We start from the raw sequence: 15,658 nt of genomic DNA on the forward strand, positions 1-15,658 counted from the left end.
TGAAGCGCGGTGGATTACCGGTCTGACGTGCTGTGCGTCGCGGCCGGGTGAGCCGGGCGCGAGCACGCCTGTCGTGACCGAGCGCGGAGCGCGTGCGCCTCGGGGCGGCGCGGGCTGCTGACCTGGACATTCACGTCCATCCGTAGGAGAGCAATGATGTCCTCCGTCCGGAGAGGCCTTGCTCGATGACGGGGACACAGGGGGGAACTCGGTGTCCGTTCTGTCTCCCTGTCTTCGTCTTCGCGTGACAGGCTTGCTCGATTGCGCATGGTCACGCTGTGGGTATCGTTGTCGCCGGGAGACATTTCTTTATTTGATGTTTCAAGCGTATCCATGTCGAGGGCAGAGCATGGCTCCGTCCCTCGTGAGAAGGAGAGCGCCATGAAGAACAGCGCGAGGAACCTCGCCGCGATGATCGTGCTCGGCTTCGGGGTCATGGCTCCGACCGGAACGGGGCCCGCCGGCCCCAGGCCTTACCGCGATCTGAGCATCGAGTGGTGGCAATGGGCAACGTCGATACCGAGCCCCGTAAACCCTCTGGAAGACACGACTGGGGAAGATTGCATGGTCGGTCAGCGGGGCGACGTCTGGTTTCTGGCGGGCGCGGTCTTTGGAGGAACGGTGACCCGAAGCTGCACCGTGCCCGAGGACAGAAAGATCTTCTTTCCGATCGTGAACATCCTTGGCTGGAATAGCCCGAACGTGTGCGGGCAGGGCGCGGCGAACCTGAGCGTCAGAGAGCTGTTCGAGGGGATACATCCGTTCATCGAAGGCATAACCGACGCGTACGCCACGGTCGATGGCGCGAAGGTCAGGCATCCGCGCCACGTCCGGTCCGATGCCTTCGCGATCACGGTGCCCGAAGACAACCTGTTCGACGCGCCATGCGGCGAGGACGTGCCGGCAGGGATCTATTCGCCCAGCGTCGACGAGGGGATCTACGTGCTGCTCCCGTCGCTTTCGCCGGGCAGGCACACGATCTTTATCCATGCCGAGAATTCGAGCGGATTCGAGCTCAATGTGACGTACAACCTCACCGTCGAGCCGGTGTTGCTGGACTAGAGCACCTCGGTAACCCGCCCTCCGAGCCGGCCGCGCGCAGCACCTTCGTCGCGAGGCTCACGCCCTCAGCACGGCGCGCCGGCCCCGCGACGGGGCAAGCTAGCCGCTCGACCGCGCTTCCCCGCCCGACAGAAACGCGATGAGGCCGTGCGGGGCGGTCTCGCCGAAGCAGAGCTCGAAGGTCGCCGCGGCCTCGGGAGCGGCCTTCGCTCCACGAACGAACATCTCTTCTTCGTATCCTGCGAGCGCGGCTTCGAGGTCATCCGGGTGCGCCGCGATGGCCTTGCCGAGCTCCGCGCCGTCGTACATCGCGAGGTTTGCGCCTTCCCCGTCGGGCGGGCTCAGGTGCGCGGCGTCGCCGAGGAGCGTCACGCCGGGCACGCGATCCCAGCGATGCCCGGCGGGGAGCTTGTGGATCACGCGCAGGACCGGATCGGTCTCGCCGTCGGTGATGAGCGCGGTCAGGGCCGGGGCCCAGCCTTCGAGCTCCGCGGCGACGCGCGCCCGCGCCGCCTTCGGGTCGGTGAAGTCGATGCCCTCGAACCACGCCTTTGGCTTCGTGAGCGCGACGTAGGTGTGGAGGACGCCGTTCGTCTCGCGGTGCGTGATGATGCCTTTGCCGGGCGTGAGCGCGTAGAGCGCGCCCCCGCCGACGAGCCTGGCGCTGGCGGGATGCCGCGCGTCGGCGTCGAGCAGGTACGTCTCGACATAGGCAGTGCCGACGTATTCGGGCTTCACGTCGGAGAGGAGCGGCCGGATCTTCGACCACGCGCCGTCGGCGCCGACGACGAGGCCGGTGGTCACGGTCGACCCGTCCGCGAAGGTGAGCTCGTGCATTCCGTCGCCGAGCGCGCGCGCGCCCGTGAGCTTCTTGCCCCATTGCACGGCGTCGGGCGGGAGCGAGTCGAGGAGGATGCGCCGGAGGTCGCCGCGGAGCACCTCGGGGCGAACGCCGGCGCCGTCGTCCGGCTGGTCGAGGAGGACCGTGCCCTGCGGATCGACCATGCGCATCGCCTCACCGCCTTCGTGGACGATGCGGCGGAGCTCGTCGAAGAGGCCGGCGGCCTTGAGCGCGAGCTGGCCGTTGTAGTCGTGGATGTCGAGCATCCCGCCCTGGGTACGCGCCTCGGCGGAGGCGTCCGCCTCGTACACGGTCGCCCGGATCCCGTGGACGTGGAGGACGCGCGCGAGGGTGAGCCCGCCCGGCCCGGCGCCGATGATGGTGATAGAAGTCATGGTGATTCCTCTCGGCCTTCAGCCTGGAACATCGTTCCACTGATTTATCTGGAACGCTGCTCCAGAACTGTCAAGATGGAGCCTTGGCGAAGAAGTCGACGCGAGGGCCGGAGCGCGAGAGGCGCCGCGAGGAGGCGCTCACGCGCGAGCGGATCGTCGATGCGGCGATCGCGCTGCTGGACGCGGACGGTGAGGATGGGCTGACGTTCCGCGCGCTCGCGGCGAGCCTGGCGACGGGCCCGGGCGCGATCTACTGGCACGTCACGAACAAGGGCGAGCTCCTCGTCGCCGCGACCGACGCCGTGGTCGCGCGCACGATGGGCGAGGTGCGCGGCTCGACAAGGCCGCACGAGGCGATCCATCGCATCGCGCTCGGCGTGTTCGACGCGATCGAGGCGCATCCGTGGGTGGGCGCGCAGCTCTCACGCGCTCCGTGGGAGACGGCGATGCTGCGGATCTACGAGCGCCTCGGCCGCCAGGTCGAGGCGCTGGGCGTGCGCGGGCGCGCCCAGTTCACCGCGGCGTCGACGCTGCTCGGCTACGTCATCGGCGTGAGCATCCAGAACGCCACGGCGAGCCAGTTCGCGCGCCGCGAGCTCGCGCCGTCGACGAACCGCGTCGACTTCCTCGAGGCGGCAGCGGCGCGCTGGCGCGAGCTCGACCCCCGTGAGTACCCGTTCACGCGGAGCGTCGCCGCCCACCTCCCCGGCCACGACGACCGCAAGGAGCTCCTCGCCGGGATCGACCTAATCCTCGCCGGAATCGCGGGCCGCCCGATCGCGTCCTCAGCGACGTGATGATGCCCGAGGAGGGTCAGAAATCTGCGGATCGGCAAGGCCATCAACAGAGGCTGCTCTACGTGCGACACCGGCAGGCTGAACGACACCGATCGACTCGACGAGATCTGCGGCCGCGATCCCTCGCCACCTAACTAGCGTCGCTCAGCGACGAGGAGGCCTGTCGTCGTCGGAGGGCGAACGCGGCGAGGACCGACGGGTTGCCAGTGGGGGGCACTCGATGCCGGAAATCACGTGCTCCGGCGCCGAGGAGACGCCGCGCAGGCGCTCCGCCTCGTGGAAAGCCTGTGAAGTAATGTAAAATCTCTTGACGGACCGGGGTCCCGACCTTCTTAGAGGCCCAAGATCGGGCGAGCACGGCCGCGCGCCCGTTCCACCTGTCGTGAAAGGATCCTTGTCGATGAAAACCAGGTTACGCCCCTTGCCCTCTCTCCTGCTCGCGCTCTCTGCCCTTGTCCTTTCGTCCTGCGGAGTCGAGCCGATCGAGGCGCAGCCATCCTTGGACATCGCCGAGGCTGCGTTGAACGGCGCCGTCTCGGTCGCGGGGCACGTCGGCAACGACACCTCGAATGCAGGGATGAGCGGCGTCATCGTCCAGCTCAGCGGCGCTGCGAGCGCGCAGGCCGTCACCGACAGCCACGGCAACTTCCTCTTCACCGGCTTGCCCGCGGGCACGTACACGCTCACCCCGTCCAAGCCGGGCGCGACGATCACGCCAAGCACGGTCAACCTCGGCAGCGTCACGGCCGATCGGATCCAGAGCTTCACCTGCGCCGGCGCCTGCGGCGCGGGCCCGGCCGTCGATCCTTACAAGGAGATCGCGATCGTCGATCCGTCGGTCACGCAGGACGCGCGCACCTCGAACGCGACGGGCGGGCCCTGGAGCTTCCGGTACCTGATCGAGCAGATGACCCCGAGCGGCGTCGATCCTGCGGATTTCGTGGCGGAGTGGCTGGAGGGCTTCCAGCCGCTGACGATCAACGGCTATCCCACGACGAACCGGGGGACGCTCTCGCTGCTGAACCTCTGGCCGACGCGGCCGGACGGCAAGCTCGATGTCGCGCAGGCGCCGTTCCGGCTCCTCGGCATCTTCAACCGGACCGACCTGCACGCGAGCGGCAGCGGCGAGGCGCGCTTCGTGTTCGGCATCGTTCCGCCGAATCACTTCATCGGTGGAATGACGGTGATCTTCGAGTACCGCCTGCCGACCAACTCGATCGCGCCGGATCGGCACAGCTGGATTGCCCGCTTCCACGCGCTCGGGCAGCACGCCTTCGGCGTCCAGTACAACCAGGAGCTCCAGGAGATCACGGATCTCTTCACGCAGCGCGGCGCCGAGCGCAGCACGATGGGCAACCCCAACGCGAGCGCGCTCGCCCAGCTCCGCACGAGCGAAGACCTCATGGGCGCTCCCTGGTCGTGGCGGGAGTTCCACCTCGTCCCCGAGCCGACCGGCTACCAGGCCTTCCTTCGGCTCGTGGAGGCCGCCCAGACGCCGGACCAGCAGCTCAACGGCGACGCCGGCCTCGAGGCCTTCCTGCTCGCGAACCGCACCGGGATCATCGCCGGCGCGACGCCGCTCGACCCCTCGTTCCTCGGCGGCGAGGCGGAGGGCAACATCGTGCCTTCCGCCACGAAATGGGTCTTCCCCGGCGCGGACGAGCCGCTGCGCCACGCGTTCGCCGGGCAGACCTGCAACGGGTGCCATAACGCGGAGACCCAGCAGCTCGCCACCTTCTATCATGTGGCGCCGTTCGCGACCCCCGGCCCCGACGGCACCGGCGTCCTCTCGAGTTTCGTCAAGCAGGTCGAGATCCCGCGGCGGGTGAGCTTCATGCAGAACCGGCTCAGCTGCAGCACCCTCGCGGGGGACTGCTCGCCAGGATCCGAGTCGGTCGCCCCCTGACCGTCCTCAGCGCGATCGTCGCCAGCGGCCGCGCATCTCCCAGGCGATGCGAGCGGCGATGGTGTCGTCGCCTGCGCTCGTCTGCCGGCCCGGAGCGCGACGCCCGCGTCTACCATCCTCCTCGGATATGGATCTGCGACACCTTCACACCCTCGTCGTGCTCGCCGAGGAGCTCCATTTCGGCCGCGTGGCGCCCAGGCTCCACGTCGCGCAGCCCTTTTTTTCTGGACTTGTCAGTCCAGAACGTTCATGCTCTCTCCGTGGCCCGTCCCAAGGAGTTCGATCGCGACGAGGTGCTCCGGCGCGCCATCCCGGTCTTCTGGGAGAAGGGTTTCGCCGGCACCTCGACCGAGGATCTCGTGCGTGCCATGGGGATCGGCCGACAGAGCCTCTACGACACGTTCGGCGACAAGCGACGCCTCTTCCTGGAGGCGCTCCGCGCCTACAACGCCGACAGCATCGCCTCGGTGATCAAGGCGCTCCGGGCCGGACCGACAGCGCTCGCGGCGCTCGAGCGTGTCCTCGTCGACCTCGCCGAGGAGCATGGCGCGGCGCGCTCCCTCGGCTGCATGGGCGTGAACGCCGTCTGCGAGCTCGCCCGCGACGACGACGAGGTGCGCGCGCTCACCGCGACCAGCGCCGCGCTGCTCGAGACCGTGCTGAAGGACGTCATCGACGACGGCAAGGCGGAGGGCGACATCGGCAGCGCGATCGACAGCCGCGAGGCCGCTCGCTTCCTCGCAGCCACGCTCAGCGGGATGAAGGTGCAGGCCAAGGCGGGCGCGTCGACCGAAGCCCTCCGCGACGTCGCGGCCTTCGCGGTCCAGAGCCTGCGCCCGCGCTGAGCGCGCGGCGGCCGCTCCGGACCGCGCCCTCGCTACGCGCTATTTTTGACTGATCGTTCAAGTAGACCAGCACACAACAGCCAGCGACGCAAAGGAGCTCGACATGAACAACGACATCAGGCCGCTCGCAGGGAAGAAGGCGATCGTCATCGGCGGATCGCGCGGCATCGGCGCGGCCCTCGTGAAGCGCTTCGCGCGTGAGGGCGCGGCGGTCGCCTTCACTTACGTCAGCAGTCCGGACCGGGCGCGAGAGCTCGTCGCGGCCGTCGAATCCGAGGGCGGGCGCGCCGTCGCCCTTCAGGCCGACAGCGCCGACGCGAGCGCGCTCGAGGGCGCGATCGCCGAGGCCGCGAGGGTGCTCGGCGGGCTCGACGTCCTTGTGAACAACGCCGGCATCCTGATCTTCGGCAATGTGGACGAATACAGCCTCGAGGACTTCGACAGGATGCTCGCCGTCAACGTGCGCGGCGTGTTCGTCGCCGCCAAGGCCGCGGCGAATCACCTCTCGCGCGGCGGGAAGATCTTCGTCATCGGCAGCAACACGGCCGAGCGCGCGATGCTCGCCGGCCTGACCGTGTACGGGATGACGAAGGCTGCTGTCGCACGGCTGGTGCGCGGGCTGGCGCTGGATTTCGCCCCGCGCGGCATCTCGGTCGTCAACATCCAGCCTGGCCCGACGACGACCGACATGATGCCGGCCGACGGCCCGCACGTCGACTGGGTGCGCAACCAGAGCCCCGAGAAGCGCATCGCCGACCCCGACGAGATCGCGCGGTTCGTCGCTTACCTGGCCCGGCCCGAGTCGACCTACATCAACGGCGTGAGCCTGACGATCGACGGCGCCTTCCTGGCGTGAGCTGCCAACGCCGCCATCGCGGGGAGCTTCGCCGCAGCCCTGCGCGATCACCTCGTTGAAGGCCGCGACGGCGCGCGCCTACGCCTCGTCCTCCACCAGCGTGACGGCGAGCAGGGCGCCGCCGGGAGCGATCGCCCGCAGCGCCGCGGGGACGGCGGCGAACGCGAGGCGCTCGACCTGCTGAGGATTCGCAGCTCACGGCGACGTCGTCGTCGACGAGCACCGTACCGAGACCCGTGTGCAGGAGCCCCTCGCTTGCTCGGCGAGCCGAAGCCACGCTACGACCGGCGCAGGAACACATCGCACGCGGGGGATCGCCGGAACGTGGACACAAATGCCCGAAATCATTGAATTGAACAGGGCTATTCCGGCCACGGCCTGCCGTCGAACCCGGCGCCCGCGCTCGCCCGGCGCCGCCGCCCGCGCCCGCGCGCTGCTCGTCCCTGTGTGCGCTGCCCTCGCGGCCCTGTCCGTGGCCTGCGGCGGCGGCCAGACGCAGGGCGAGGCGTTCGACCCGCGCTGGAAGGACGACGGCGGCGCGGGCATCGCGGCATTCCAGCAGCGGTTCGCGGGCAGGCGCATCCCCCTCGGCGCCGACGTGGCGGTCGGCGTCGTCGCGGGCTCGGGGGCGCTCGAGCTCGTCGGGGTGCCGCTCGACGGCGGCCCGGCGTGGACCTTCGCGCACCCGCTCGACGCGCGCCCGGCCATCGCGGGGAGCGTCGTCGTCGGGCTCGGCCGGGGCGAGCTGTTCGCCCTCGACGCGCGCACGGGGGAGCTGCTCTGGACGCGGCGCGCCGGCGGCAGGCTCCGCGGCGCGGGCGATGACGGTGAGACCACCGTGGTCTCGCTCGTGTCGACCACCGGCGCCACGAGCGTCGTGCTCGCGGTGAGCCGCGAGGGCCTCGTGCTGCGCCAGATCGAGGACTCCGCCGCCATCGGCGTGCCCGCGGTCGTGGGGCGCTACGCGTTCCTGCCCTGGCAGGGGCGCTACGTCACTGTGTTCGACCTGCAGACCGGCGGCGAGGTGGCGCGGGCGCTGCTCCGCACCGAGGTGAGCCGCGCCTTCCTGCTCGGCGGAGCGGTCTTCTTCGGCGGCGAGGCGGCGACGCGGTTCGACGCCTCGATCGCGCTCGGCGCGGCCGGGCGCGCGTCGACCGCGCGGCTGCCGGCGCGCGAGCTGCCCGGGGCGCCGGTCTGGATGACCGCCGGGACCGAGGTGCTCGCGCCGACCGCCTCGGCCGGAGACATGGCGCGGCTCTACGCCCGCCCCCGGCCGGCCGGTCCGCCGGGCATCGAGGCGGAGCGCTTCGTGGCGACGTACTACCGGGCCGCGGTCGGCCTCGACGCGCGCTCCGGCGCGCTCGCCTGGGCCCACGCCGGCGAGGCCGACTTCCTCGGCGGCGCCGCCTACGTGGGGGGCTTCGCGCTGTGCGACGCACACGGCGGGATCTCGTTCCTCGACGCGCAGCGCGGGGCCGTGGCGGGGCGCGCGTCGCTCGGGCGGCCGGTCCAGGCGTGCGTGGTGCAGGCCGACGGGCTCACCGCGGCGGCCGTCGGCCCGAGGCCCGTGGAGGCTGCGTGGCCTGGCGTCCCACGCCGCACCACCGCGGCCGGCGCTCCGTGAAGCCGCCTTGGCGCGCCCGCTGCTCGCGCCGGCGCGAGCGACGGCGGCGCCTGCGTGTTCTACGGGCTCCTCGTGCTCCAGGCCACGCTGTGCTTCTGGACGGTCGAGTCGCTGGAGATCATGAACGCGTGGACATACGGCGGCACGGAGGCTGCGCAGTACCCGCTGACCCTGTACCGCGACTGGTTCCGGCGGTTCTTCACCTTCGTCGTGCCGCTCGCGTCCGTGAGCTAGATCCCCGCAGGCCCGCTGCTCGTCGCGGGAGGCGGGAACGGGCAGAACTCGCGTGGCACGTCCTGTGCCAGGTGTGCGTCGCACGATGTGCCCAGGATTTCATTCGCGCTCAAACAAAGGCCTATCCCATTCCGCGCGACGAGCACCCTCCACGGGGGCCTTTTCGGGGGCCGCCGCGAAGCCACTCGCTATGCCGATGGCACTTCACTCCACCTCGACCCCTGGAGACAGAGCCATCGACGTACGCAGGTAATTTAGCGGCAAATGGTCTCCCCAGGAAACCGGGAAACGTATCCAGCCAAATGGAAAAACCTGCTGCGCGACCCACGCGATAACCCCAATCAAATTGCTCAGGCTGGCGGTGTACATGCGATTCACAGGTTTCGGCACGGGCATCCAGCCGCCGTCTGTTGAATTGTATTGCGCTCCATTGTGCACGAACGTCCCCATTGAAAAAGGTGGAAGACGCGGTACTATGTCTCTGCGATAGATGTGGCGAAATAGTATTTTGTTGAGGATCTCTCTGTGGGCCAGATCGAATGCGCTATCGCCAACCATGGGCTGTCCAAATGTGTAAACGCCCCTTAGCTTCTCTCTTACGACCTGAAAGGCCTCGTCGTCTTGGATCAGTGCCGCTGCGAGCACGGCTAGGCCGCCGCCTAGGCTGTGGCCGGTGATATAAAGTGCCTCCAGCTTCTGTCGTTTCCGTGGATTAGCCATGCGAGCGCATGGCTCATCTGTGCGGGGCCGTGGTTCATTTACACAGTCTGAGTCGTTGTTGAGTTGAGTCGCTAATCGGTCCTGGATTTCTTTTGCCGCTCTATTGATGGAGTGACCGTTGGCAGCAAATATGAGCAGTTTTGCAAGGACGGCTCTCAGTGCGAGAATCGTCCGATGGAAGCCTCCATGAACGTATCCACGAGAATAGAATGGTTCTTTGGGAGCGTTTACGTTCGTGAGCCAGTTTACTATATTCGTGGGCTCGGTTCCTCTGAAGCACAAAACGGCAATTCTTCCGTCGGGGCTCTGTACGAGAACCGACCTGACGTCCAACAGTAGGGCCTCGTTCTGGATGCCAACCGAGACGCATTCGCTGTCGCCGAATCCACGGCGATGCATGCGTTCGGCGAATGTTGGCAAGTCGGCGTATGTCCATGTTGCGGCAAAGGCGAGAATTTCGGCGATTTTGGCATTGTATACGCCGGCTTGCGTGTTCAGCAGGTCTTCGGGAAGTTCGTAATGGCCGCCTATTGGATCGATTGAAGTATATGGGCGCTCCCGAGGAGTCCTGGGAGGGGCCCCGGGACCCGGGAACCGAGGTCCTTCCGGGGGACACTCAGGACTTGGTGGAACTGAAGGAGCCGGAGTATCTTCAGAATTCATAAAAATCGAATGATTCAGGGAATTCGCAGGAGCTGGGAGACTCGCAGAATCCGAGGAGCCCGGGGGACCCGCAGGCTCCGAAGAACCGGCGGAATCCGAGGAACCCGCAGGACACGGGGGACCCGCAGGACCCCGGGGACCCGCAGGACCCGGGGGACCCGGGGGACCCGCAGGACCCGGGGGACCCGGGGGACCCGGGGGACCCGCAGGACCCCGGAGACCTTCGGCACCCCTGAGACCCTCGGGCTCCCGTTCTCCGACTTCTCTACGCCTCGCCTCTCCTGGTACACGAAATCTACCGATAATCATATGTTCTCCGCATGGTTACTGAGTCGCCAACGCATAACGTGAAGCATGATGATTCATGTGTCACGGCGTGGCATCATCGTGGTGAGTGATCGTCGTGTGATGAAGCGGCTTGCAAGTGTGGATCCAGGGCGCGGGTGGGATTTTTCTTAAATTTATAAAAATTGACTTCGATTGCATTGGAGTGCTCGTGTCAGCCGAGCCGTGGTCGTCTGTAGAGCGGCGCGCGCGACATTCTTGAAAGAGCCTCTCAAGCCATGGCGTGCACCCCTGTCGTGCTCACCCCCCCCCCACCGGAAGTAGCGATGTCCGCAGCGCCGCGGACCGTACGTTGAAAGGGCTGCACCGCTGTAGAGCGCATGTCCTCTGCATGCAGCGACGAGGTCGTCGAACGCCGTATCGCGTACCGTGCGCATTTCAGGTGCCCGCCGAGGCACACGGCCTGGGCGAGATCTGGCTTCGGCGCCGAGCGAGAGGCCGCGGTCCGACCGCGAAAAACTGGTTGTCCGAGCCCGCGTAGGGCCACTGGCTGATCCGGGCGCCGGCCGCGGTGCTGGCGTACCCGACGTCGAGGTGCTTGCCGCTGTGCTTGGTGACGAGCATCGCGTACCCGCTGCCTGCATCGACGACACTGAACCGCTGGTTGTTGCCGCTACTGCAAGACTACTGGATGGCGGACGCGTCGTTCGCGGTGCTCACGTGGTACACATCGACGCATTCGCGGGTGTGACGGGCGACGATGTTGACGTAGCCTGCGCTCGCAGGGATGAGATCGAACTGCTAATTGTCGTTCCGTCGCCTGGCGAGGGCGGCACCGTGCTCGCGCGCCGCCAGGCGCTTCGCCCCGCTGCGCGGGCGCCTCGACATCGAGTGGCGCCGCGAGGCGTACCGGCGCGCGCGCAAGAACGGGGCGACAGGTATAGACGGGCAAACCGCGGACGAGTACGCAGCGAACCGCTCGAACGCGTGAAGCCTGGCACGTGCCGCGCGCCGCCCTCGCACCAGACCATGCGCTACGAAGAGCGGGTCGTGAAGGACGTCGCGTGCTGGTCACCGTCGACGAGTGGACGTATCTGCTCGGCCCCGGCACGTCTTCGGTCCCGTGTCCGTAAAGTTCGCGTCCCGCGTCGGGCCCGTGAAGATCGCGGCCATGGGATCGCCGGGGTTCAACGTTCACCGTTGGCGCCTGCGTCCAGATGGGCCTGCGCGACGTACTCCTGGAAGAGCGGGTCGGTAGCGTCGCCCCAGGCGAGGCGCTCGGCGATGTCGTGGCTGATGCGCCCGGACGCGCCGTTCGGTCCGAACCAAAACTCGCTCTCTGCCAGCCGAGCGATGCTAGCCGGGCCCTTGATGGGCGACACCTGGCCCGGCGCCGCCGAAGGGGGATGAAATTTGATGACGGGTTTCCGGTCGCTCGGGCAACCGAGAGCCCACCATGACCCTTCCTTTCCGCCTTGCTCGCCGCGCACCCCGGATCTCTCGAACCGCCCCGATTTTCCTCGCTTTGGGCATTCTGGTCGCTTGTTCCGACGGCGAGGGCGGGGACGATGGCCACCAGGTGGGCTCAGGCGGCGGCGCCGCTACGGGCGGAGAGCGGGCTGCGGGCGGTGCGACCAGCTCTGGGGGCGTGAGCAGCTCGCAGGGCGCCACGACGGGAGGCTCCGCTGCCGGCGGTGCTGGGAGCGGCGGTGATTCGACGGGCGAAACGGCCAGCAGCGGTGAGCCCTCCACGGGCGGCACGTCGAGCGGCGGCGGCGGAGCGACCGGCGGCGCTGACGGCAGCGGCGGAGCGACCGGCGGCTCGGGCACGGGTGGCTCTCCGGGCAGCGCCGCCGGTATCGTGGGGGAGCCGATCGGTTCGCCACGCTGAACGGCGGAACCACCGGCGGCCAGGCCGGCGCGACGGTCACGGTCGACAGCTACGCCGAGCTGAAGAGCTACGCGGAGGCCAGCCAACCCTACGTCATCCTCGTCCAGGGCCGCATCACGAACGGATCGGGCGGCGGTCGGATCCGCGTCAAGTCGAACAAGTCGATCGTCGGCATCGGCAAGGATGCCTTCCTCGACGGTGTGGGCATCGACGTCTCGAGCCAGAACAACGTCATCCTGCAGAACCTGCGCGCGACCCTGGTGGGGACGACCACGCCCGCGAACGTGAACGGGGGCGACGTCATCTCGATCTCGGGGACCAGCAAGAACATCTGGATCGACCACTGCGAGGTGTACTCCGAGGACCCGAGCGCCCAGACCGACAAGGACAAGTACGATGGTCTGATCGACATCAAGGGCCGGACGGGCTTCATCACCATCTCGTGGACATACCTGCACGATCACCACAAGGGCGGCCTGGTGGGCGCCGCGGACGACGATCTCCACGACGATCGCAAGGTGACGATGCACCACAACCACTACAAGAACGTGTTGCTCCGCGTTCCGATGTACCGCGGCGCCGTGGGGCACTTCTTCAACAACTACATCGTCGGCGCGAAGGACGCGACGGAGATCCGCGCCAACACATGCGTGCGCGTCGAGCGGAACTACTACGAAGCGCTCCACTACTCGATCTACACGCCGTCCGATTCGCCTGGAAAGACGGAGCGCATCTCGAACGTCGAGGTGAGCCGCACGTCGCGCGCCTATCCCGCCAATTGCACGGCGGACATCCCGTACGCGTACTCCTCTGTGCTGACGAGCGACACGAACGACGTGAAGACGGTCGTTCCCGCGTCGGCCGGAGTGGGAAAGCTCTGAGCGGCAAAACACGTCGCCCAGCGCGGAGAACGGAGCCGTGGCAATCTCGCGTCGCGGTGCGTGGTTGCGCACAGCAGGAAAACGGCGCACTCCGATGCGGTTCGAGCGAAGGACGACCGCGGTTGCCGGCATCCACCCGGTAACCGTCGAGCGGCGGAGCAGGAGCCAGCCGAGCGTCGAGAATCGTCGATGTCCGCCTTGCGGGTACCGCGAGCGGCGCTATGGTGCGCCGCACCCCGCGGTCCCCGACATGCTCCGAGCGTGACGGCTCCTCTCGGGGCGCTTCATATCTTACGCAGGGAGAATAGATTCATGCGACAGTCCTATTTTACTCTTGCAAGAGTGTTGTGCGGCGCGGGGGTGGCCCTGGCCGCCTCGGCCTGTGGAGGCGACGAGGGCGCTTATTCCGATCAGGCTCCTGACATCGAGCGCTCCGACACGGGAGCGCTGCAGGAGGACGCCGCCGACTCCTCGCCGTCCGGCGCGGGCTCGCCGGGTGACGAAGGATCCCCTGGAGGCAGCGCGAGCGGGACCTGCCAGCTGCCCGACGGTCCGCGCTCATTCGATGAGCTCAAGGGCCCGCCCGGGAGCCTGGCAGCCGATTGCATTCCCACGTGGACCGAGGAGCAGCTGAGCTCCGGGTTCGCCGCGATCCGCGACAGCCGGCTGCTCATCATGCCGGAGCAACCCGAGTTTCTGCGGCGGATTCCCTGGCTCGCGGCCGACAACGGCTGCGAGGAGCGGGCCGAGACAGCGGTCTACTTCTTCCACCAATGGGACTATCCGACGCCCTACTTTGCCAGGGTCAAGGCAAAGCCGCGCAAGCGGCTGGTCTTCCAGACAGCCAACGAGCCGTCCGGAACCGTGACGTGGTCCGGCCACGTCGCGCCCGTGGTCCGGGTCGGTGGGCAGCTCATGATCCTGGACGCCGCCATCGATCCGTCGCGGCCCCTCCCGATCGCGGAGTGGCTCTCTCAATTCAGCGTCGCCGGCGACATCGACGTCGCGTTGTGCCGCGACCACGCTTTGGGGGAGGGGTGCTTCGACGCTGTGCCCGTGGAGCCGCCGCCGCCCAACCTGAACCCGTATGGCAGCATGTACTCGCGGCTCCTGACCGAATGGCGAGTTCAGGAGATCCTCGGGCGCGATCCGTACCGGGTCCTCGGCGACTGTCCGCCGTGGGGCCCCTGCGCCGAGCCGGAGCCCACGCCCGATCCGGGCCTCCCACCGAGCATCCGGCGCTTTGCGTCGGACCAGTTCGACAGCCCCGTCTGGTATCCCCTCTACGTCATCGGGGACAACTTCGTCGAAGGCTGGACGACCGTGCGCATCACCGGAAACGGCATCGACGAGCTCGCGCCCATCGAGGCCTGCAACCTCCGCAGGATCCTGATCAGCCAGGAGTATCCGCCCGGCGACTATCAGGTGACGGTGTCGAACGGAGAGCTCGCGAGTCCGCCGATGGACCTTCACATTCAGTCATTCGCTCCATGATGACGCGCCAGGTGCTCGTCGTCGACGGAACGCGCAATTGAAGTCAGCGCTCGCAGCGTAGGCTCCAGGCACGCTGGATTTCAGCCACTGCGGCGCGGTCATCGCGCGGTGCATGCCAGGGCCGGCGCGGGGAGCGGCGGTGTTGCACCCGGTTGCACCCCCGTTGCACCCAGGCTGGCCAGCCGGCGCGTGACCTCCACGAGCACGGCGGCCACGAGACGAGGTGTCGGAGCAGGCAGGGGCGAGCGCGGCGTCGACCGGTGCTCCGGCGCGGCGTGTCCCAGGATCCCTGCGGTTCCGCGCCCGCCGAGGGCGGCGGGATGCGGACGCCCCAGCGCAGCCGGAGCGCGCGCGGCGCACGTGGAAGCAGCCGATCTCTCGTCTGGCACGGCCGTTGCGAAACGGCATGGCGTCGCCGCGACGCGATGAACTGGGGCGCTGAAGAGCGCTCGATGCCGTCGCGCTGACGATCAGAATTTTCCTTCTTCATGAGGAGCGAATCATGTTCATCCGTAATACGTGTGCGGTCGTTTTGGCTTCGCTGTTCGGGTTCGGGTGCGCCGTCGACGCGGGTGACACGGGCGACCTTGGCGAGGATCGCGAGGAGGTCGCCGGCGCCGCCGACGAGGAGGCCGTCGGGAGCGACGCCGAGGCGCTCGCCGTCGGCGCGCCGCGGGTGCATGCGAGCTTCAGCCGTCATTACGGCGGGAACATCATGGAAGAGGACCATTACCCGGTATTCGGCGGGACGTGCTCCCCGGGGTACGAGCGGGTGAACGTCAACGTGAGCTGGACCGGGAACGGAGCTTGCGAGTTCCACAGCTGGGTCAACCCGAGCAATCCGACCGACTGTCGCGCGAGGCTCCACGTGCACACGAACGCGTTCTGGGGCGGCGGCGAGTGCAGGGCCACGAGCTTCGAGGCGCGCAGCAACCTGTATACATGCACCGCCAGGCGCGGGACGCTCTGCGGCGGGGCCGGCCCTGACCCCGATGGTACAGGCGCTGTGTGCTTCTGCGACAACCTCTGCACGGCCAACGGGGATTGCTGCCCCGACTACCAGCAGGTGTGTCGCCAGTGAGCCACGCGCGTCCCACGCACACATGACCGCGTCCACGTGCGCGTGGGACGCTGCCCTTCGTCGACGTCGCGCCCGTCGTCGGT

12 protein-coding genes and 2 pseudogenes are annotated in these 15,658 nt (G+C 68.0%); 10 read left to right on the forward strand and 4 right to left on the reverse strand.

Translation table 11 applies throughout. The features are described from left to right. Window positions 1-381: 381 nt before the first annotated feature. On the forward strand, window positions 382-1,062 hold the full coding sequence (locus WMF19_RS47415; RefSeq protein WP_437896370.1) for a hypothetical protein: 681 nt from the start codon (window positions 382-384) through the stop codon (window positions 1,060-1,062). 99 nt (window positions 1,063-1,161) lie between these two features. Here the strand turns inward: WMF19_RS47415 and WMF19_RS47420 are convergent, their stop codons facing one another. Continuing rightward, window positions 1,162-2,298, reverse strand: a complete 1,137-nt coding sequence (locus WMF19_RS47420) for an FAD-dependent oxidoreductase (RefSeq protein ID WP_437896371.1) — start codon at window positions 2,296-2,298, stop codon at window positions 1,162-1,164. 83 nt (window positions 2,299-2,381) lie between these two features. Between WMF19_RS47420 and WMF19_RS47425 the strand changes: the two genes are divergently transcribed. The 6 genes and pseudogenes from WMF19_RS47425 to WMF19_RS47450 form a co-directional block, all read left to right on the forward strand. After that, on the forward strand, window positions 2,382-3,095 hold the full coding sequence (locus WMF19_RS47425; protein ID WP_437896373.1) for a TetR/AcrR family transcriptional regulator: 714 nt from the start codon (window positions 2,382-2,384) through the stop codon (window positions 3,093-3,095). Window positions 3,096-3,495: 400 nt separating this feature from the next. Further along, on the forward strand, window positions 3,496-5,001 hold the full coding sequence (locus WMF19_RS47430) for a carboxypeptidase regulatory-like domain-containing protein (RefSeq protein ID WP_437896374.1): 1,506 nt from the start codon (window positions 3,496-3,498) through the stop codon (window positions 4,999-5,001). A gap of 260 nt (window positions 5,002-5,261) precedes the next feature. Next, the gene (locus WMF19_RS47435; protein WP_437896375.1) at window positions 5,262-5,846 is read left to right on the forward strand and encodes a TetR/AcrR family transcriptional regulator; all 585 of its coding nucleotides are present in this window, start codon (window positions 5,262-5,264) and stop codon (window positions 5,844-5,846) included. 103 nt (window positions 5,847-5,949) lie between these two features. After that, window positions 5,950-6,702, forward strand: a complete 753-nt coding sequence (locus tag WMF19_RS47440; RefSeq protein WP_437326079.1) for an SDR family oxidoreductase — start codon at window positions 5,950-5,952, stop codon at window positions 6,700-6,702. Window positions 6,703-7,036: 334 nt separating this feature from the next. After that, a complete protein-coding gene (locus WMF19_RS47445) occupies window positions 7,037-8,326 on the forward strand; it encodes an outer membrane protein assembly factor BamB family protein (protein ID WP_437896376.1) in 1,290 nt (429 codons plus the stop codon). Between the two features lie 45 nt (window positions 8,327-8,371). Next, window positions 8,372-8,557, forward strand: a pseudogene (locus WMF19_RS47450) (ABC-2 family transporter protein); the annotation flags it as partial. A 207-nt stretch (window positions 8,558-8,764) separates the two neighbouring features. On the opposite strand, the gene WMF19_RS47455 reads toward WMF19_RS47450, so the two are convergent. The 3 genes and pseudogenes from WMF19_RS47455 to WMF19_RS47465 all read right to left on the reverse strand — a co-directional run bounded on the left by WMF19_RS47455 (window position 8,765) and on the right by WMF19_RS47465 (window position 11,610). Then, entirely contained in the window at window positions 8,765-9,280 is a 516-nt protein-coding gene (locus tag WMF19_RS47455; protein WP_437896377.1) for a lipase family protein, read from the reverse strand. A 1,386-nt stretch (window positions 9,281-10,666) separates the two neighbouring features. Next, a pseudogene (locus WMF19_RS47460) lies at window positions 10,667-10,885 on the reverse strand (RICIN domain-containing protein); the annotation flags it as partial. Between the two features lie 530 nt (window positions 10,886-11,415). Continuing rightward, on the reverse strand, window positions 11,416-11,610 hold the full coding sequence (locus tag WMF19_RS47465) for a hypothetical protein (RefSeq protein ID WP_437896378.1): 195 nt from the start codon (window positions 11,608-11,610) through the stop codon (window positions 11,416-11,418). Between the two features lie 649 nt (window positions 11,611-12,259). Between WMF19_RS47465 and WMF19_RS47470 the strand changes: the two genes are divergently transcribed. The 3 genes from WMF19_RS47470 to WMF19_RS47480 all read left to right on the forward strand — a co-directional run bounded on the left by WMF19_RS47470 (window position 12,260) and on the right by WMF19_RS47480 (window position 15,575). Beyond that, a complete protein-coding gene (locus WMF19_RS47470) occupies window positions 12,260-13,000 on the forward strand; it encodes a pectate lyase family protein (protein ID WP_437901758.1) in 741 nt (246 codons plus the stop codon). Window positions 13,001-13,312: 312 nt separating this feature from the next. After that, window positions 13,313-14,494: a protein-glutamine glutaminase family protein gene (locus WMF19_RS47475; protein ID WP_437896379.1), complete on the forward strand. Its 1,182-nt coding sequence runs from the start codon at window positions 13,313-13,315 to the stop codon at window positions 14,492-14,494. Window positions 14,495-14,996: 502 nt separating this feature from the next. Beyond that, window positions 14,997-15,575, forward strand: a complete 579-nt coding sequence (locus WMF19_RS47480) for a hypothetical protein (protein ID WP_437896380.1) — start codon at window positions 14,997-14,999, stop codon at window positions 15,573-15,575. Window positions 15,576-15,658: the final 83 nt, after the last annotated feature.

Origin of the sequence: Sorangium sp. So ce124, from assembly GCF_051525235.1 — a bacterium.
Classification (GTDB): domain Bacteria; phylum Myxococcota_A; class Polyangia; order Polyangiales; family Polyangiaceae; genus Sorangium; species Sorangium atrum.